Annotated in this window: 18 protein-coding genes; all 18 read left to right on the top strand. The window is 41.9% G+C overall.

The features are described 5' to 3' along the window. Positions 1 to 55: 55 nt before the first annotated feature. The 18 genes from HMPREF2918_RS05700 (at position 56) to HMPREF2918_RS05615 (ending at position 18,410) form a co-directional block, all read left to right on the top strand. On the top strand, positions 56 to 1,057 hold the full coding sequence (locus HMPREF2918_RS05700; RefSeq protein WP_070594833.1) for a DUF3137 domain-containing protein: 1,002 nt from the start codon (positions 56 to 58) through the stop codon (positions 1,055 to 1,057). Next, entirely contained in the window at positions 1,054 to 1,605 is a 552-nt protein-coding gene (locus HMPREF2918_RS05695; protein ID WP_070594832.1) for a LemA family protein, read from the top strand. The genes HMPREF2918_RS05700 and HMPREF2918_RS05695 overlap by 4 nt, the downstream gene beginning before the upstream one ends. A gap of 144 nt (positions 1,606 to 1,749) precedes the next feature. Further along, entirely contained in the window at positions 1,750 to 2,826 is a 1,077-nt protein-coding gene (locus tag HMPREF2918_RS05690; RefSeq protein WP_070594831.1) for an aspartate-semialdehyde dehydrogenase, read from the top strand. Between the two features lie 139 nt (positions 2,827 to 2,965). After that, positions 2,966 to 3,901: a 4-hydroxy-tetrahydrodipicolinate synthase gene (gene dapA, locus HMPREF2918_RS05685; RefSeq protein ID WP_049483556.1), complete on the top strand. Its 936-nt coding sequence runs from the start codon at positions 2,966 to 2,968 to the stop codon at positions 3,899 to 3,901. 71 nt (positions 3,902 to 3,972) lie between these two features. Next, positions 3,973 to 4,311: an ATP cone domain-containing protein gene (locus HMPREF2918_RS05680; RefSeq protein WP_070594830.1), complete on the top strand. Its 339-nt coding sequence runs from the start codon at positions 3,973 to 3,975 to the stop codon at positions 4,309 to 4,311. A 101-nt stretch (positions 4,312 to 4,412) separates the two neighbouring features. Further along, complete coding sequence (locus tag HMPREF2918_RS05675; protein ID WP_070594829.1) at positions 4,413 to 5,753, top strand: ATP-binding cassette domain-containing protein; 1,341 nt, start codon at positions 4,413 to 4,415, stop codon at positions 5,751 to 5,753. After that, positions 5,743 to 6,570 (top strand): ABC transporter permease, encoded by an 828-nt coding sequence (locus HMPREF2918_RS05670; protein WP_070594828.1) that lies wholly within the window; start codon positions 5,743 to 5,745, stop codon positions 6,568 to 6,570. The genes HMPREF2918_RS05675 and HMPREF2918_RS05670 overlap by 11 nt, the downstream gene beginning before the upstream one ends. Positions 6,571 to 6,588: 18 nt before the next feature. Continuing rightward, positions 6,589 to 8,019, top strand: coding sequence for a zinc-ribbon domain-containing protein (locus HMPREF2918_RS05665; RefSeq protein ID WP_070594827.1), 1,431 nt, complete (start codon positions 6,589 to 6,591; stop codon positions 8,017 to 8,019). A gap of 112 nt (positions 8,020 to 8,131) precedes the next feature. Beyond that, a complete protein-coding gene (ylqF, locus tag HMPREF2918_RS05660; protein WP_070594826.1) occupies positions 8,132 to 8,983 on the top strand; it encodes a ribosome biogenesis GTPase YlqF in 852 nt (283 codons plus the stop codon). Then, positions 8,970 to 9,737, top strand: a complete 768-nt coding sequence (locus HMPREF2918_RS05655) for a ribonuclease HII (RefSeq protein ID WP_070594825.1) — start codon at positions 8,970 to 8,972, stop codon at positions 9,735 to 9,737. The genes ylqF and HMPREF2918_RS05655 overlap by 14 nt, the downstream gene beginning before the upstream one ends. Positions 9,738 to 9,740: 3 nt before the next feature. Next, complete coding sequence (locus tag HMPREF2918_RS05650; RefSeq protein ID WP_070594824.1) at positions 9,741 to 10,670, top strand: ROK family protein; 930 nt, start codon at positions 9,741 to 9,743, stop codon at positions 10,668 to 10,670. Positions 10,671 to 10,731: 61 nt separating this feature from the next. Beyond that, complete coding sequence (dprA, locus tag HMPREF2918_RS05645) at positions 10,732 to 11,580, top strand: DNA-processing protein DprA (protein ID WP_070594823.1); 849 nt, start codon at positions 10,732 to 10,734, stop codon at positions 11,578 to 11,580. 86 nt (positions 11,581 to 11,666) lie between these two features. Continuing rightward, on the top strand, positions 11,667 to 13,748 hold the full coding sequence (gene topA, locus HMPREF2918_RS05640) for a type I DNA topoisomerase (protein ID WP_070594822.1): 2,082 nt from the start codon (positions 11,667 to 11,669) through the stop codon (positions 13,746 to 13,748). A 106-nt stretch (positions 13,749 to 13,854) separates the two neighbouring features. After that, complete coding sequence (locus HMPREF2918_RS05635; protein ID WP_070594821.1) at positions 13,855 to 14,532, top strand: SatD family protein; 678 nt, start codon at positions 13,855 to 13,857, stop codon at positions 14,530 to 14,532. Next, positions 14,516 to 15,220: a DUF3307 domain-containing protein gene (locus HMPREF2918_RS05630; RefSeq protein WP_070594820.1), complete on the top strand. Its 705-nt coding sequence runs from the start codon at positions 14,516 to 14,518 to the stop codon at positions 15,218 to 15,220. Before HMPREF2918_RS05635 ends, HMPREF2918_RS05630 begins: the two co-directional genes overlap by 17 nt. A gap of 154 nt (positions 15,221 to 15,374) precedes the next feature. After that, on the top strand, positions 15,375 to 16,709 hold the full coding sequence (trmFO, locus tag HMPREF2918_RS05625; RefSeq protein ID WP_070594819.1) for a methylenetetrahydrofolate--tRNA-(uracil(54)-C(5))-methyltransferase (FADH(2)-oxidizing) TrmFO: 1,335 nt from the start codon (positions 15,375 to 15,377) through the stop codon (positions 16,707 to 16,709). A gap of 93 nt (positions 16,710 to 16,802) precedes the next feature. Then, a complete protein-coding gene (locus HMPREF2918_RS05620; protein WP_070594818.1) occupies positions 16,803 to 17,630 on the top strand; it encodes an alpha/beta hydrolase in 828 nt (275 codons plus the stop codon). A gap of 39 nt (positions 17,631 to 17,669) precedes the next feature. Continuing rightward, positions 17,670 to 18,410 (top strand): esterase family protein, encoded by a 741-nt coding sequence (locus HMPREF2918_RS05615; RefSeq protein ID WP_070594817.1) that lies wholly within the window; start codon positions 17,670 to 17,672, stop codon positions 18,408 to 18,410. Positions 18,411 to 18,422 lie beyond the last annotated feature (12 nt).

Raw genomic sequence — 18,422 nt, 5'->3', positions numbered from 1 at the left:
TTATGTTGGTGTTATAATATAGTAAAGTGCCTAGGTCAGAAAGGAGTGGAGTTGATTGGGAGATTTCTATCAGTCTAATGATTCAGCATCTACAGACTATTCGCATAAAATTGAGGAGCTTGAAAACTCTAAACAATTTCAGGATGCCATCGGATTGATCCGAGAACAGATGAAGAACAATCTTAAGTGGAATGTTTTGCGATCCTTTGGTATTATTTGCGCCATACTGTCTCTCATTTTATTGCGTTTTGCAGCTATTCCTTTGATCCTTTTAGTTGTTGGTTTGTATTATTGGCCACAATATAAAAAACGAAAAGCCTTGTTTGGGGATCGAATTCGTTCGAACGATGAGATCTATCTTGATGATATCCTTTCGCCTGTATTAAAGGAAGTTTTTCCTCGAGCTTCGATCAAAGAGGACGGTTCCATCCCTTCTGAAGCTCTCTCGCATTTATGTCCTCGGTCGACTGATTTTCTATGTTTCAAAGAACTATCGTTTCATGATGACAAAGAGCTAACGGTGTCAAATCTCTATGCCCATCATACGGAGACTCGTTATCGGACATCTAATGGACATACGAGGACGGAACATGTAGAAGTTACAGATTTCCTTGGACAAGTGTTCTCTTTATGTCTACCGATCAATTTCTCCGGTCATCTTCGGGTTGTGCCAACCAAGAAATCCTTTCTTTTTAAGAGGGAGGTGAATGGGGTTTATCCTGGAGCCAGAGGAGATGAAGTTCAGATTGAAACAGAGGATATTCGCAATAACGAGAATTACAATATTTACTGCACGGATGAACTGTCTGCCCGAAAATTTCTCACCCCTAAGATGTTAGAATGGTTTGATCGACAAATTTCTCAAAATGCCATGTGTGTATTTTTGAAAGACAAGAAACTATTTATTTCTTTGTATACCGATCGCTATATCTTTCCGACGCCCCAAAAACCGGAAGATATTGATCAACTATCTTTGGTATCTGAATATCATAAATTATGCAGAGAACTAGCTTTAATTAAAGAAATAACAGCAATTTTTGAAGGAGAAGCATCATGAATCTCATTATCGGCTTAATCATATTTGTTGCCCTATTGGCTATTTGGTTTATTAGTGTAGGAAATCGTCTCAATCGCTATCTAGTGACCATTGAAGAATCAAAGAGAACCGTTGATATCGTCCTTGTAAAACGCTATGATACCATTTCGGAAATGCTAAAAGTAGCCAAAGCCTATGCCAAACATGAACAACAGATTTTCACTGATTTAGTTGCTTTACGTCAAGGAGCATCTATCCAAGAATCCAACCAAGTTATTACCAATCAAAATGATGTCTTGGCACAAATTCGTGCAGTCGGTGAAAACTATCCAGAGCTCTTGTCTTCTAACCAATTCTTGACCTTACAAAAGGAAATTGCTGACGAAAATGAAGATCTTGCTGCAGCGAAGCGAATTGTTAACAGTAATGTCAGCCACATCAATCAAGAAATTGTTTCCTTTCCAGCGTCTATCGTAGCAGGTGTAAAGGGGATCCATCAAGTTCCATTTCTTGCTGAAGAAACACAAGGTAAGAAAGATTTAAGTGATTTGAACTATGACCTGAATTAAAGATCTTTTATGATAAATAACCATTAAAAATCCTGGTCTTAGAATCAGGATTTTTTCCTACTGTTGGTACTTTTCATTTATGCCAAAAAATTGTATAATAGTACAAATACTCAATTTTTAGAAAATTTTGAAAGAGGATTTACTATGGGATACACAGTTGCTGTTGTCGGTGCTACAGGTGCCGTTGGTGCTCAAATGATCATAATGTTGGAAGAATCTACTCTTCCAATCGATAAGATTCGCTACCTTGCGTCTGCACGTTCTGCAGGAAAAGTCTTGCAATTTAAAGGGCAAGACGTGACCATCGAAGAAACGACTGAAGATGCTTTTGAAGGGGTTGATATTGCTCTCTTCTCAGCTGGTGGTTCAACATCTGCCAAATATGCACCTTATGCGGTAAAAGCAGGCGCAGTAGTGGTTGATAACACTTCTTATTTCCGTCAAAATCCGGATGTCCCATTGGTTGTTCCTGAAGTGAATGCACATGCTCTTGATGCTCATAACGGAATCATCTCTTGTCCAAACTGTTCAACCATTCAAATGATGGTAGCTCTTGAACCAGTCCGTCAAAAATGGGGCTTGGACCGTATCATCGTATCTACTTACCAAGCTGTTTCAGGTGCTGGTATGGGAGCTATTCTTGAAACCCAACGTGAGTTGAAAGAAGTCTTAAATGATGGAGTTAATCCACGTGATGTTAAAGCAGAAATCTTACCTTCAGGTGGAGATAAGAAACACTATCCAATCGCCTTCAACGCTCTTCCACAAATCGACGTCTTCACAGAAAATGACTATACTTATGAAGAAATGAAGATGACGAACGAGACTAAGAAAATCATGGAAAATGATAGCATTGCCGTTTCAGCAACTTGTGTGCGGATTCCAGTCTTGTCAGCTCACTCAGAGTCAGTCTACATTGAAACAAAAGAAGTGGCACCAATTGACGAAGTGAAAGCTGCTATTGCAGAATTCCCAGGTGCAGTCCTTGAAGACGATGTTGCTCACCAAATCTACCCACAAGCCGTTAATGCGGTCGGTTCACGCGATACTTTCGTTGGGCGGATTCGTAAAGACTTGGATGCTGAAAAAGGAATCCACATGTGGGTTGTTTCAGATAACCTCCTTAAAGGAGCTGCTTGGAACTCAGTCCAAATCGCAGAAACCCTTCACGAACGTGGACTCGTACGTCCAACAGCTGAATTGAAATTTGAGTTGAAGTAGAGAGCGAAACAGAAATCAGTAACTCGAAGAGTTTGATTTCTTTCTCATCTTTTTAGCGAATCAACTTGTTTTATGAACAGATCATGAGGCAAAGGCAAGCATGCCCCAGCCTCTTTCTTATATAGAGAAAGGTTTTTCTATGTCTTATAATGATTTAAAAGATTGTAAAATCATCACTGCATTTATCACTCCCTTCCATGAAGATGGAACCATTAATTTTGACGCTCTTCCTGCCTTGATCGAGCACCTCTTGGCACATCATACAGATGGGATTCTCTTAGCTGGAACGACTGCAGAAAGTCCAACTCTGACCCACGATGAGGAATTACAACTCTTTGCGGCTGTTCAAAAGATTGTCAATGGACGGGTCCCTTTGATCGCTGGTGTCGGAACCAATGAAACCCGCGACTCGATTGAGTTCGTTAAAGAAGTGGATGCTTTTGGTGGCTTTGCAGCAGGATTGGCTATCGTCCCTTACTACAATAAACCATCCCAAGAAGGAATGTATCAACACTTTAAAGCGATTGCGGATGCATCTAATCTTCCGATTATTATCTACAATATTCCTGGACGCGTGGTTGTGGAAATGACGCCTGAAACCATGCTTCGTTTGGCAGAACACCCAAATATCATTGGGGTCAAAGAGTGTACAACCCTGGCTAATATGGCCTATTTGATTGAACACAAGCCAGAAGAATTTCTCGTCTATACAGGGGAAGATGGGGATGCTTTCCACGCGATGAACCTTGGGGCAGATGGAGTGATCTCAGTGGCTTCTCATACAAATGGAGATGAAATGCATGAGATGTTCCAAGCCATTGAACACAATGATATTAAAAAGGCTGCAGCCATCCAACGTCAATTTATCCCTAAAGTCAACGCTCTCTTCTCATATCCGAGTCCAGCTCCTGTCAAAGCTGTCTTAAACTATATGGGCTTTGAAGCAGGGCCAACCCGTTTGCCATTGGTGCCAGCACCGGCAGAAGAAGCGAAGCGCATTATCAAGGTTGTAGTAGATGGGGATTACCATGCTACTAAAGAGATCATTACGGGAGTTCTTCGCCCGGATTATTGATGTCTTAGATTCTTGACAAATCCCCTATTTATTAAGATAATAGAAGTATATTGATAATCAAGGAGAATAAGATGGAAGTCATTAAACGTAGTGGTGAAGTTGTAGAATTTGACCCAGATAAAATCTATCAAGCTGTTTTGAAGGCAGCACAAACAGTTTATGTCTTGACGGATGATCTTCGCCAAAACTTGGCGCAAGTGACCAAGAAAGTTGCCATGGATTTGGAAGAAGCTAAAGTGGAACGTGCGACGATCAGCATGATCCAGTCAATGGTTGAGCACCGCTTACTTGGTGCTGGTTATATTACCATTGCAGAACACTACATTTCTTATCGCTTGCAACGTGATTTGGAACGGAGCGGCTATGGTGATCACATCGCCGTGCATTTGCATTTTGAGCAAATTCGCTAAGCTAGAGTAGTGCTCGCTAGGTAGAGCTATCGTTTTGAACCACCCTTATAGGGTGGTTTTGACTGTCTAGCCAATTAGTTTATTTCGAAAGGTTTACATGTATGCAAAACCCAACCATCTATACCTATCTCAATCAGGATTTTACAGCTATTCCACTTTTTGATGGATTGAGCGTTGATGGTATTTCTCAAGGAAGTCAGGCAGATTTGCATCTGGCTGATGATTTTCAGTCCCCTTCTAAAGCTGTTTTCCATTTTTTAAACGGTCAATGGTTTCTTGAATGTTTGTCTGGGATGATCGAGGTGGATGGTGTCACCTATCCGAAAAATCAACGTGTTATATTAAATCATCGTTCCATTATCCATCTTTGTGACGCCGACGGCCATGTTTTTCGCTCAAAATTCATCATTGTTGAAATGAAATCTCTAGAATGGAAGACCATTGCAAAAGATGCTTTTCCGATGGATCTATCCTCGCTTGCTAGGATTGATTGTGCAGTCTTATCGAATCAGTTGGTTGTCCAATTAGGAGATCAGATTATTTACCAAGATCTTCAGGCAGCAACTGCAGACCCATCCGTTTCACCGAGGGATCGTCAGAACTTTTCTCATTCATCACTAACGATTGCTATTCAAGATGTAACAGTCGGAACTCTCTTAAACCGTAAAACCATCCTCAAGGATATTCAGGTGGAATTTAAACCCAAGGAAATGATCTTAATTCTGGGTGGATCAGGTGCTGGAAAATCTACCTTTATGGAAGCAGTGACAGGACTTGTTCATTCAAATACCAGTGCTTATTTTAATGGGGTTGATTTGTTAAACGATGGGAAGAAACAAGGGGTCATCACCCTGGCTCCTCAATCCCCTGACGAGCATTACCGAATGGAAGACACGGTCTATAAGAATCTAGAAGATGCAGCAAAGCTCTACGGTCCATCTGAATTAGCAGACAATCCTGAACTTCGTAAAGAAGAAGTGCTATCTGTTCTGAAAAAGCTGGATTTAGAATCTGTCAAAGGATCCAAGTGTTCTTCTCTATCTGGCGGACAAAAGAAAAAACTCACGATTGCCATGGAATACATCACGCGCCCTGAAATCCTCTTTATGGATGAACCGGATTCCGGTGTTGATGGGAGCATGGTCATGGAGGTCATGACCACATTGAGAGAGATTACAGATGAAGGAAAGATCTTATGTGTCATCACGCATACGCCCGATCGTATTCGTCATCTCTTTGACAAGGTCATGGTGGTCGGAAAGAGCTCGGAAGGCTGTGGGAGACTGTGTTACTTTGGCTCCGTAGACAATGCGCTGAAAGTTTTTGCTGCTCAGAGTTTGGAAGAAATCGTCCATAAAATTTCAGGTGCTGAAAATGCAGCTCTTGTTGACCAATATGTTCAATGGTTTGAAAATGAAAGGAGAGGTGGCCATGCTGGATAAGAAGCAAGTCTCGATTTATTTTAGAAAATTCCTTCGACTCCTTCTCAATAAAAAATCTCTGTTTTTTGTGTTAGAAGCGATTCTTCTTCCTTTCATCATTTCGATCGCTTTTAATGCCAATGAAGTTTTTGATAAATACCATATTACGAGAACTTCTTCCATTATGTTTATTTCTGCAGCACTCTGGATTGGTCTCTTTAATTCAGTGACCAGTATTTGTAACGAGCGTAAAGTCATCAAGTTTGAGTACCAAATTAAAGGCTTGTCCTTGCCTTCCTATGTGACGGCGCGCGTGCTGACAGAGTTGGTTCTCTGTTTTGCGGAAGCGATCTTAATGATTGGAACCATTGTTGTGCGCTATCCACGTATCCAAGGAAACGGTAGCCAGATATTCCTTTTGGGGATCACATTGTTTTTAGTCATCTTTACTTCGGATATGTTGGCCTTATTGATTTCAGCTTTTGTAAAAAAATCATCTCAAGCGATGACAGCCATGCCGCTAGTATTGATGGTTCAATTGCTGTTTTCAAATTTTCTCCAATCCTTGGATGAAAAAATTCCATTTTTAGTGTGGATCTCACACGCGACCATTACGAGATGGGGAACAACTGCCTTCTTTCGGATTGCAAACATGAACAATATGGTCCCGTCTCAAGGTCATACTGACTGGCAAGTTTATCAAAAAGATGGGGTAGGAACCTATGCTTATGATCTACTTGCGATTCTTGGAAATTGGGGAGCCTTGCTTGCTTTTGCCGCTCTATTTATAGTCGCAACTTCCCTCGTATTGACTTCTGTCCGTAAGGACGCTCGATAAACAATAAGGAGATGATTTATGAAAAACTGTACCAATTGCCAGGCACCTATTAATGCCGGTGATGCATTTTGTTCTAAGTGTGGAGCTAAAGTTCAAGTAGCTACCCAAGCTGAACCAAAAGCTGTTGCGTTTCAACCAAAGACAGTGCAATTAGGGCCAAGTCCAACTCAATCCCCAGCACCTAAAAAAAACAAAAGAAACATGATAGGAATTTTACTAGGGATTTTTGCCCTTCTTACTGTAATTTCTCTTGCAAGTTATTTCTTATTAAATCGTGGTAGCAGTGACACCATTAATTTAGAAGATTATGTGAATCTGGAAATTAAAGGAACTGATGGTGAAGGATCTATTGTTGAGAAGTCGCCTAGTTTGAACAAGGAAAAATTAGACCGGGATATCAAGAAGAAGTTAGAAGCGGAAGGCTTGAATACTGAGAGTTCAAACTACAATATCGATCAGCTAGTTTCAAAAGTAGAATTTAGTGTTTATAAAGGGGATGAACTGATCGATGTAAAAGATCGCAAGAACCTAAATAATCATGATAAAATTACGGTCAAATTACTTTACGATAAAAATGATCTTGAAGACATGATACCTGGCCTTCACTTTACTGGTACATCTGTAACTAAGGAGGCGGATCTTATCCCGCTTGTAGGTATTGATCCCTTTAAAGGGTTTTATCCAAAGATCAAGGGCATTTCTCCAAATGGAAGTTTATCAAAACCATCTCAATTTGAAGGAAAAGATCTAGAAATTATTGCAAAAGCAACCGCTAACTATGGCTTCCCATTTGATTATTATCTGAACGGTAAAGAAGTATCAAGTAATGATCCTATTGCAGTTGGAGATGAAATTGAGATTCGTCTCAATGAAAGTGGTAAAAATGCATTGAAAGAACAAGGTAAAACTGTTGAGAAAGGAAAAGACAGTAAGAAATACAAGGTCACCTTGGCTGATTTTGAGGAAGGGGCTTATGTGACTTCCTTGTCAAAAGTGGATAAGGATACACAAGAAGCCATCTCTAAGAATGTAGAGGATGCAGCAAAGGCTTATGCAGCTGACCGCAATTATAAAGACCTTCCAAAATTTGAAGGGATGGCTTTTGCGGCAATCAAAGATGGAGTTGATTGGGGAGGTACATTTGATTCCAAAATCCCTCAATTGGTCTATGTATACTCTATTACCGATACATCTTATGGTAAATCAAAAACAAGTTATTTTGTCATTTCCAAGATAGCGGTTATTGAACAGGTCGAAAACCATGGAAAAGCCAACGTTCATAAAAAACCTGGAAAAACCATTCAAACCTTTGAGAAAAATGCTAAGAAGTACGATTTCCAAAGCATGTCTGATGAGAATGACTTGAAGAACTACTTTACTAGAAATATCGACACCTATACTTATACAATGGACAATCAATTGAAATCGTTGATAAATTGGACAGAATAGAAGAAAAATGAAGTTACCTAGGTAGCTTCATTTTTTGTATTCTCGTTTAAGGCTGAGAATTCAAGAAAACATGGTATAATAGAAGAGATTGAACTGGAAAGGAATGGAGAACATGGCAACTATTCAATGGTTTCCTGGACACATGTCCAAAGCTAGAAGACAAGTACAAGAAAATTTAAAATTCGTGGATTTTGTGACGGTTCTGGTAGATGCTCGTTTGCCCCTATCAAGCCAAAATCCTATGTTAACCAAAATTGTTGGTGATAAGCCTAAATTAATGATTTTGAACAAGGTAGACTTGGCAGATCCTGTGGCAACAAAAGAATGGCAGGACTATTTTGAGTCTCAAGGCATCAAAACCTTGGCTATCAACTCCAAAGAGCAATCTACGGTTAAGAAGGTCACAGATGCTGCTAAGTCTTTGATGGCCGATAAAATTGCCCGTCAGAAGGAACGAGGTATTCAGATTGAAACCCTTCGGACCATGATTATCGGGATTCCTAATGCCGGGAAATCAACTCTGATGAACCGCTTAGCGGGGAAAAAGATTGCTGTTGTTGGAAATAAACCAGGGGTGACCAAGGGGCAACAATGGTTGAAAACCAATAAAGACCTTGAAATCTTGGATACCCCAGGGATTCTCTGGCCCAAGTTTGAAGATGAAGAAGTGGCCTTAAAACTTGCTTTAACAGGCGCCATCAAGGATCAGTTGCTTCCAATGGATGAAGTGACCATTTTTGGCCTTAACTATTTTAAAGAGCATTATCCAGCTGTTTTGCAAGAACGTTTTAAACAAATGGATCTGGAACAAGAAGCTCCTGAAATCATTATGGAGATGACCCAGAAATTAGGCTTTCGAGAGGATTACGACCGTTTTTACCAACTCTTTGTCAAAGATGTTCGCGATGGGAAATTGGGACGGTATACGCTGGATCGCGTAGGTGAAATAGATGTCAACGATTAAAGAAGTTAAAGAGCGTTTGGCAATGATTGACGAGCTAGATCATCCCTTATTTGAAGAGTTGATCCTTGATGGTCGAGCAGGCGTTCAAGCGGCTATCAGCAAACGAAAACGCGAACTCCAAAAACAAGTGGACGAAGATTTGCGTTTGGAAAAAATGCTAGCCTATGAAAAAGAACTTTATACTCAAGGGATTCACCTCATTGCAGGAGTAGACGAAGTGGGACGTGGCCCGTTAGCAGGGCCAGTTGTTGCAGCTGCCGTGATCTTGCCGAAAGCTTGTAAGATTCCAGGGCTCAACGATAGTAAAAAGATTCCAAAAGCCAAACACAAGGAAATCTATGAGGCTGTGCTCCAAAACGCCATTGCGATCGGAGTCGGCGTCAAGGACAATCACGTGATTGATCAGGTTAATATCTATGAAGCTACGAAGCTAGCCATGATGGAAGCCATTGGTCAGCTAGAGCCTCAACCCCAGCATCTTTTGATTGATGCTATGAAGTTAGATCTTCCTATTTCCCAAACTAGTATCATCAAAGGGGATGCTAACTCCTTATCCATTGCTGCTGCCTCTATTGTAGCCAAGGTGACTCGGGATCAGATGATGGAAGACTTTGATCGAGAATATCCGGGTTATGATTTTGCACAGAACGCTGGCTATGGGACAGCTAAGCATCTGGCTGGCCTCGACCAGCTGGGAGTGACCCCTATCCATCGGCGTTCGTTTGAACCCGTCAAATCAATGTGTGAGGATTAGGTTATGCTATTCACTATCGACATCGGTGGTACCTTTATAAAGTACGGTCTGATGGACGCAGACTATCAATTGGTTCATACAGACAAGATCCCAACACCACCTACGATTGAGGAGTTTTGGCAAGGATTAGAAGAAATCGTTACACCCGTAAGGGAAGAAATCGAGGGAATCGCCATTTCATGCCCCGGTGAGATCCAAAAGAGCCTTGGCTTTGTCTTTCGAGGTGGTCTCATTCCATATTTGCGCGGCATTCCTCTAGCAAGTAGACTCGAACAAACATTTCAAGTACCCGTCACTGTTCTCAATGATGGAGAAGCCGCTGGTCTAGCAGAAGCAAGGCTTGGTAATCTAAAAGATTGTTCTTGCGGTGCGACCTTGGTCTTAGGGACAGGAGTCGGCCTTGCTCTTCTTTCTAACGGTGATCTATTGAGAGGATGGCAACTGACAGAATACATTCGGTCTATTGATAAGGCAGAAAGAACACCAGAAAATCGCCGCTTTCATCGTGAACTCTTTTTGCAAGGTATTTCCAATCTTTTGGAAAACACCGGTTCAGCTGTTCAATTTGTTGAGAAGGCTAGTCACATCTTAAACCTAGAAAAGGCAGATGGTATAGCCGTTTTCAAGGCTCTTGATCAAGGAGGCCATGAGGAGCTGAAATCCTTGTTTCGGGAGTATTGTCATGATATTGCTATTCTGATTTTTAATCTTCAATCATTGCTCCTGCTTGAGAAGGTGACAATTGGAGGGGGCATTAGTAGCCAACCGCTACTGATCGATGAGATCAGTCGACAATACCATAACCTACTCTCTCAAAAAGGGCATAAACAATTTGAGGCCTTGCCGATCCAAGCGGCTCGCTTCCATAATGAAAGCAACTTGATTGGTGCCGCATCTTACTTTTATTCTTCTACATATCAAAAAAAGTTCTAGAAATAGAGCTTTTTTTCCATTCTTTTTCGAATAAATAAGTGAGAGGAAGTAGAAGGTGACCATGGAGAAATTTGAAATCTTTAAATTAAAAGAAGCTGGTTTATCAAATGAGCAAGTCTTGAGAGTTTTGGACTACTGTAGGAAAGACCAAGCCTTACCAAGCTTAGAAGAGATAGCAAGGATCGCTCGCTGTCGCAGTATTATTCATTTTGTAGACAAATACCGGCAGCTGGATGAAGAGCATTTACACAAGGAGTTTGAACGGTTCCCATCTCTATCCATTTTTGATCCTGAATACCCTGAGGAATTGCTACAGATCTTCAATCCTCCTGTACTCCTTTTTTACCAAGGGGATTTGCAACTGTTAAGCAAACCGAAGATTGCAGTTGTTGGAGCTCGCGAGACCACGCGAGAAGGGGTTCGTTCTGTAGAGAAGATAATTAAGGAACTTGGAAATGAACTGGTCATTGTTAGTGGACTTGCTAAGGGGATTGATGCGACAGCTCATTATGCCAGTATCCGCAATGGTGGCAAGACCATCGGAGTGATTGGAACAGGACTGGATGTCTCTTATCCTAAGAGCAATCAAAGACTGCAGGCACATATGGGGGAACACCATCTGATCTTGAGTGAGTATGGACCAGGGCAGGCCCCTCTTAAGTTTCATTTTCCTGAGAGAAATCGCATCATTGCAGGTCTCTGTCAGGCAGTGATTGTAGCAGAGGCTCGACTCCGTTCAGGGAGTTTGATTACTTGTGAGCGTGCTATGGAAGAAGGCCGAGACGTTTTTGCTATTCCAGGAAATATTTTAGATGGTAAATCTGCAGGCTGCCATCACCTGATTCAAGAAGGCGCAAAACTTGTCACCTCAGGCCAGGACATTCTTGATGAATTGAAATACAAATTGTGATTTTCCTATAGGAGAAGTTCCTAGTTGACATCTTTCTTAAAATGTATTAAACTCAATGAGATTTATACAATACAGAGGGATAAAACGTGGTAACAAAAAAGAAAAGCAGTACAACCAAGAAAAATTTGGTGATTGTGGAGTCTCCTGCGAAGGCCAAAACAATCGAGAAATACCTTGGTCGTAACTACAAAGTCATGGCCAGTGTTGGCCACATTCGGGACCTGAAAAAATCTACGATGTCGATCGACTTCGACAATAACTATGAACCGGAGTATATCAATATTCGCGGAAAAGGTCCCTTGATCAATGATTTGAAAAAAGAAGCTAAAAAAGCCAAACAAGTCTTTCTCGCAAGTGACCCGGACCGCGAGGGAGAAGCTATTTCTTGGCATTTAGCGCATATTTTGAACTTGGATGCCAAAGAAAAAAACCGTGTGGTCTTTAACGAAATCACCAAGGATGCTGTTAAAAATGCCTTTAAAGAACCGCGCCAAATCGATATGGACTTGGTCGATGCCCAACAAGCACGTCGGGTCTTGGACCGGATTGTAGGGTATTCCATTTCGCCTATTCTTTGGAAAAAGGTTAAAAAAGGACTTTCTGCAGGGCGCGTGCAATCAGTTGCCCTCAAGTTAATCATTGATCGTGAAAATGAGATTAATGATTTCAAGCCGGAAGAATACTGGACCATTGATGGTGTCTTTAAAAAAGGGACTAAGCAATTCCAAGCTAGCTTCTATGGGATTGATGGCAAGAAGATGAAGCTCAACACCAATGAAGAGGTGAAAGCTGTTCTTGAACACTTAGATGGCAAAGATTTTACCGTTGAAAAAGTTGAAAAGAAAGAACGTCGTCGGAATGCGCCACTTCCATACACCACCTCTTCCATGCAGATGGATGCTGCCAATAAGATCAACTTCCGTACACGTAAGACCATGATGGTCGCCCAGCAGTTGTATGAAGGAATCAATATTGGTTCTGGTGTTCAAGGTTTGATTACCTATATGCGTACTGATTCTACACGGATCAGTCCAGTTGCGCAAAATGAGGCGGCTAACTTTATCGTGGATCGCTTTGGTGAGAAATATTCCAAGCATGGAAGCCGTGTGAAGAATGCTTCTGGTGCCCAAGATGCCCACGAGGCGATCCGTCCATCCAGCGTCTTCAATACACCTGAAAGCATTGCTAAATACTTGGACAAAGATCAATTAAAACTCTACACATTGATTTGGAACCGCTTTGTAGCTAGTCAAATGACAGCAGCTGTCTTTGATACCATGAATGTCCGTTTAGGTCAAAATGGGGTTCAGTATACGGCAAATGGGAGCCAGGTGAAGTTTGATGGTTATTTGGCTATTTATAACGACTCAGATAAGAACAAGATGTTGCCGGATATGGTAGAAGGCGATATTGTTAAGCAAGTCAATAGCAAGCCTGAGCAACACTTTACCCAACCACCTGCTCGATATTCTGAAGCGACTTTGATTAAGACCTTGGAAGAGAACGGTGTTGGCCGTCCTTCAACCTATGCACCGACGATTGAGACCATTCAAAAACGTTATTATGTGAAGCTGGTAGCCAAACGCTTTGAACCAACAGAATTAGGGGAGATCGTCAATAAACTGATCGTTGAATTCTTCCCAGATATTGTCAACGTGACCTTCACAGCGGAGATGGAAGGGAAACTCGATGATGTCGAACTTGGAAAGGAAGAGTGGCAAAAGGTCATCGATGCTTTCTACAAACCATTTTCTAAAGAGGTCGCAAAGGCTGAAGAAGAGATGGAAAAAATCCAAATTAAAGACGAACCAGCTGGTTTTGATTGTGAAGTTTGTGGAAGCCCGATGGTGATTAAATTAGGACGTTTTGGAAAGTTCTATGCTTGTAGCAATTTCCCAGATTGTCGTCATACCCAGGCCATTGTCAAAGAAATCGGCGTGGAGTGTCCTGAGTGTCATCAGGGACAAATCATCGAACGCAAAACCAAGCGCAACCGTATCTTCTATGGATGCAATCGCTACCCAGAGTGTGAATTTACCTCTTGGGATAAGCCGATCGGTCGGGATTGTCCAAAATGTGGCCACTACTTAGTTGAGAAAAAAGTTCGTGGTGGCGGCAAACAAGTCGTATGTAGCAATGGCGACTACGAAGAAGAAAAAGTGAAATAAGCTTTCAAACGATTCAATGTCTATTATAACGGCAATTTTTATAAATGTCTGTTATAATAGACATTTTTTGTTTTTTTCGTTATAATAGACACAAGGAGGTGGGCTTATGTATCTTGCTTTGATTGCAGATGTGATTGATTCCAAAATCGTACAAGAACGTTTTGACCTGCAAAAACAGTTAGAAAAAACGCTTCAAAAGATCAATGAGCTTTTTAAAGACTGCCTAGCATCGGCTTTTACCTTAACTTTGGGCGATGAGTTTCAGGCCCTTTTGAAAGTAGAGGCTCCCGTTTTTCAAATTATCGATACCTTGCGTTCAGAACTAAAACCGACTCAACTTCGTTTCGGCATTGGCCTCGGGGAGATTGTAACGGATATTGATCCTCTGCAAAGTATCGGTGCAGATGGACCAGCCTATTGGAATGCACGCGCAGCCATTAATCTGGTCCATCAGAAAAATGATTATGGCAATACCCAGATCTATTTTTTGAGCGGTAATGACAGCCAGGATTTAGTGGTGAATGCGCTCATCGCTTCTGGAGAGGCCATACGTTCGGGCTGGAGAGAGAGTCAGGAAGAGATCCTGCTCAATCTGCTAAAGAGATCTGTCTATAGTGAAAACTTTAGTCAGCAAGATTTGGCCCAATCGCTGGGGCTTAACCCAAGTGCCCTGTCCAAGCGCTTAAAGAGTAGTAGTATTCGTGTTTATTTACGGGGACGAGCAGCAGCACTAGCTTGTATTCAAAGATTAGAGAAAGGAGAGGCCCATGAGCGGATTGTCTAGTATCGTAACGAATCCATACTTGATTCTTTTGTTGATTTGTCATTTGTTATCGGATTATTATTTTCAAAGTCAGAAGATGGCGGATCGCAAGGATCAGGATAAGAAGGTGCTCGGGCTTCACATTCTGTATGTGGCTTTGCCTTTGTTCATTGTTTCGCTCTTTCATCTAGACTTGTGGTGGATTTGCTTAGTCGTTTTAATAAGCCATGCCGCAATAGATTTCTTGAAACCTATCGTGCAGAAGCAATTGAAATTACCAACCGCCTGGATTTTTGCATTGGATCAAGTCTTGCATATCAGCATCATTAGCTGTCTAGTCCTTTTAGGAGCGAAGAATGGTTCGACCTATCTGCCTTTGGACATTTTAAATCTAATCTTTTATGTCCTCCTAGTTGGGAAACCAAGCAATATTGCCTTTAAAATTCTGTTTGCCAAGTATCAACCAACCAGCAAGAAGAAAATGGATACGATCACTGGGGCTGGTTCTATGATTGGTTTTTTAGAGCGTTTGGTGATTGGCGCCTGTCTCGTCTATGGGCAATTTGCTTCGATCGGTCTAGTCTTTACAGCCAAGTCCATCGCTCGCTACAATAAAATTTCGGAAAATCCAGCCTTTGCGGAGTATTACTTGATCGGGTCCTTATTCAGTATCCTCTCTGCCCTCTTAGCAGCTTGGTTGTGTTTATAAGAAAATAATTAGTTAAAGTCTAGACAGGAAGGAAAAGCCTCCCTGTCTTTTTACTTGGCTTTTTGGTATAATGGACCAAGTAGAAAATTAGAAAGATTTGTGGGTGTCAAACAGTCCAGAAGGGTGTTTTGATACCCAAAGAGGTATTAGTGTCGTGTCTCAATCTTATATCAATGTTATCGGTGCTGGATTGGCGGGTTCGGAAGCAGCCTACCAAATCGCAGAACGTGGTATTCCGGTCAAGCTTTACGAAATGCGGGGGGTCAAATCAACTCCGCAACACAAAACAGATAACTTTGCTGAGTTAGTGTGTTCCAACTCTCTTCGTGGGGATTCTCTCACCAATGCTGTCGGTCTCCTCAAAGAAGAAATGCGCCGTCTGGGTTCTGTCATCCTTGAAGCAGCTGAAGCGACTCGTGTACCAGCCGGTGGAGCACTGGCAGTGGACCGGGAAGGGTTTGCTAGCCGGGTGACGGAGAAGGTGTCCCAACACCCTCTCATTGAAGTCATTCGTGATGAAATTACGGAATTGCCGACAGATGCTATTACAGTGGTCGCAACGGGTCCCCTAACCAGTGATGCCTTGGCAGAGAAGATCCATGCCCTTAATGGTGGAGATGGCTTCTATTTCTATGATGCAGCAGCTCCTATTATCGATGTCAATACTGTCGATATGAACAAGGTCTATCTCAAGTCACGCTATGACAAGGGAGAAGCGGCTTATCTCAACTGTCCCATGACCAAACAAGAGTTTATGGATTTCCATGAGGCTTTGGTCAATGCGGAAGAAGCCCCGCTCAACTCTTTTGAAAAAGAAAAGTATTTCGAAGGCTGCATGCCCATTGAAGTCATGGCCAAACGTGGTATCAAAACCATGCTCTATGGTCCTATGAAGCCAGTTGGACTCGAGTATCCAGATGATTACAAAGGTCCACGTGATGGAGAGTTTAAGACACCTTACGCAGTCGTTCAGTTGCGCCAAGACAATGCGGCTGCTAGCCTCTACAATATCGTTGGCTTCCAAACTCACCTTAAATGGGGTGAGCAAAAACGGGTTTTCCAAATGATTCCAGGTTTGGAAAATGCGGAGTTTGTCAGATACGGAGTCATGCACCGCAATTCTTACATGGACTCTCCAAATTTGCTTGAACAAACCTACCGTTCGAAGAAACAACCAAACCTCTTCTTTGCGGGTCAAATGACAGGGGTAGAAGGCTATGTTGAGTCAGCTGCCTCAGGTTTGGTTGCTGGGATTAATGCAGCTCGCCTTTTCAAAGGAGAAGAAGCGGCCATTTTCCCAGAAACAACAGCTATCGGAAGTTTGGCTCACTATATCACCCATGCTGACAGCAAACATTTCCAACCCATGAATGTCAACTTCGGGATTATCAAGGAGCTAGAAGGCCCACGCATTCGGGATAAAAAGGAACGGTATGAGAAAATTGCCGAACGTTCTTTACAAGATTTGGCTCAGTTTATGGAAAAATAACCCAAGAAAGGAAAAAGTTTGGAGAAAATCCAGACTTTTTCTTCTAAAAATGGTATAATGAATAAAATTTAGAATATAGAGAGTTTTCTGACAATGAACAAATCCTATTTTTATTTAGATATGAAGACACACGAGTTGAAAGTGCCTTATACCGGAAAACTCCGTCGTGTGCGAGTCTTATTACCTAAGAATTATGAAACGGATACAGACAGACGTTACCCTGTTGTTTATTTCCACGATGGACAAAACGTTTTGTATAGCAAGGAGGCCTATGCGGGTCATTCCTGGAAGGTGATTCCAGCCATTAAGCGGAATCCCGATATTAGTCGCATGATTGTCGTTGCGATTGATAACGATGGTTTGCAACGGATGAATGAATACTCTGCCTGGAAGTACAAGGAATCTAATATTCCTGGCATGCAATTTGGTGGCAAGGGCGTTGAGTACGGCGAATTTGTCATGGAGGTGGTGAAACCTTTTATCGACCAAGAATACCGAACTCTTGCTGATCGAGAACATACGGCCATGATTGGATCTTCCTTGGGTGGAAATATTACCCAATTCTTGGGATTAGAATACCAAGATCAAATCGGTTGTCTGGGAGTCTTCTCCTCTGCTAACTGGCTGCATCAAGATGCCTTCAATCATTATATCGAACGCAAAAAATTATATGCAGACCAACGGATCTACATTTATGTTGGGACTGAAGAGGCGGATGATACGGATAAAACGCTGATGGCAGGAAACATCAAGCAAGCCTACATCGACTCATCCCTTCGTTACTATCACGATGTCATTCAACAAGGGGTGGCTTTGGAAAATATTGCCATTCGGATTCAATCTGGGGCTATTCACCACGAAGAAGCATGGGCCGAACATTTACCAGAATGCCTTCGCTTTTTGGCAGAAAAATGGGATTAATAGACTGTAAATTAAAGAAATAAAGGAAAGAGGGAACTTATGAATATTGAACATTTAAGCCACTGGAGTGGCCAACTCAACCGTGAAATGTATTTGAACCGCTATGGGCACGCAGGGATTCCTGTTGTGGTCTTTGCCTCCTCAGGTGGAAGCCATAACGAATACTATGACTTTGGTATGATTGATGCTTGTGCTCAGTTTATCGAAGAAGGACGGGTTCAATTCTTCACCCTTTCGAGTGTCGATAGTGAAAGCTGGCTTTGTAATTGGAAGAATCCTCACGATCGAGCAGAAATGCACCGAGCTTATGAACGCTATGTGATTGAAGAAGCCATTCCTTTTATCAAACACAAAACAGGCTGGTTTGATCCGATGATGACAACTGGTTGCTCTATGGGGGCCTACCACGCACTTAATTTCTTCTTGCAACATCCAGATGTCTTTAACAAAGTGATTGCCTTGAGTGGTGTCTATGACGCTCGTTTCTTTGTTGGTGACTTTGGAGGCGATGAAGCCATTTACCAAAACTCGCCATCTGATTATATTTGGAACCAAAACGATGGCTGGTTTATCGATCGTTACCGTCAGGCTGAAATCGTTGTTTGTACTGGTTTAGGGGCTTGGGAACAAGACGGGCTTCCCTCTTTCTACAAACTGAAAGAAGCCTTTGATCACAAAAATATTCCTGCATGGTTCGCTGAATGGGGACATGATGTAGCCCACGATTGGGAATGGTGGCGCAAACAAATGCCTTATTTCCTAGGCCAAATGCATCTATAAGTAAAAAGGGAG

The sequence above is a fragment of the Streptococcus sp. HMSC065C01 genome (assembly GCF_001813525.1).
GTDB classification, from domain to species: Bacteria; Bacillota; Bacilli; order Lactobacillales; family Streptococcaceae; genus Streptococcus; species Streptococcus parasanguinis_V.
The sequence above is the reverse complement of the archived record's forward strand: the minus strand, read 5'-3'. Positions and strand labels throughout refer to the sequence as shown.

What these genes read in the sequence shown, in the direction of transcription:
- HMPREF2918_RS05680 (WP_070594830.1), top strand. Translation starts at nt 3,973, where the DNA reads ATGGAAGTCATTAAACGTAGTGGTGAAGTTGTAGAATTTGACCCAGAT.
- ylqF (WP_070594826.1), top strand. Translation starts at nt 8,132, where the DNA reads ATGGCAACTATTCAATGGTTTCCTGGACACATGTCCAAAGCTAGAAGA.
- HMPREF2918_RS05655 (WP_070594825.1), top strand. Translation starts at nt 8,970, where the DNA reads ATGTCAACGATTAAAGAAGTTAAAGAGCGTTTGGCAATGATTGACGAG.
- HMPREF2918_RS05695 (WP_070594832.1), top strand. Translation starts at nt 1,054, where the DNA reads ATGAATCTCATTATCGGCTTAATCATATTTGTTGCCCTATTGGCTATT.
- HMPREF2918_RS05665 (WP_070594827.1), top strand. Translation starts at nt 6,589, where the DNA reads ATGAAAAACTGTACCAATTGCCAGGCACCTATTAATGCCGGTGATGCA.
- HMPREF2918_RS05670 (WP_070594828.1), top strand. Translation starts at nt 5,743, where the DNA reads ATGCTGGATAAGAAGCAAGTCTCGATTTATTTTAGAAAATTCCTTCGA.
- dapA (WP_049483556.1), top strand. Translation starts at nt 2,966, where the DNA reads ATGTCTTATAATGATTTAAAAGATTGTAAAATCATCACTGCATTTATC.
- HMPREF2918_RS05675 (WP_070594829.1), top strand. Translation starts at nt 4,413, where the DNA reads ATGCAAAACCCAACCATCTATACCTATCTCAATCAGGATTTTACAGCT.
- HMPREF2918_RS05630 (WP_070594820.1), top strand. Translation starts at nt 14,516, where the DNA reads ATGAGCGGATTGTCTAGTATCGTAACGAATCCATACTTGATTCTTTTG.
- dprA (WP_070594823.1), top strand. Translation starts at nt 10,732, where the DNA reads ATGGAGAAATTTGAAATCTTTAAATTAAAAGAAGCTGGTTTATCAAAT.
- HMPREF2918_RS05620 (WP_070594818.1), top strand. Translation starts at nt 16,803, where the DNA reads ATGAACAAATCCTATTTTTATTTAGATATGAAGACACACGAGTTGAAA.
- HMPREF2918_RS05690 (WP_070594831.1), top strand. Translation starts at nt 1,750, where the DNA reads ATGGGATACACAGTTGCTGTTGTCGGTGCTACAGGTGCCGTTGGTGCT.
- HMPREF2918_RS05615 (WP_070594817.1), top strand. Translation starts at nt 17,670, where the DNA reads ATGAATATTGAACATTTAAGCCACTGGAGTGGCCAACTCAACCGTGAA.
- HMPREF2918_RS05635 (WP_070594821.1), top strand. Translation starts at nt 13,855, where the DNA reads ATGTATCTTGCTTTGATTGCAGATGTGATTGATTCCAAAATCGTACAA.
- HMPREF2918_RS05650 (WP_070594824.1), top strand. Translation starts at nt 9,741, where the DNA reads ATGCTATTCACTATCGACATCGGTGGTACCTTTATAAAGTACGGTCTG.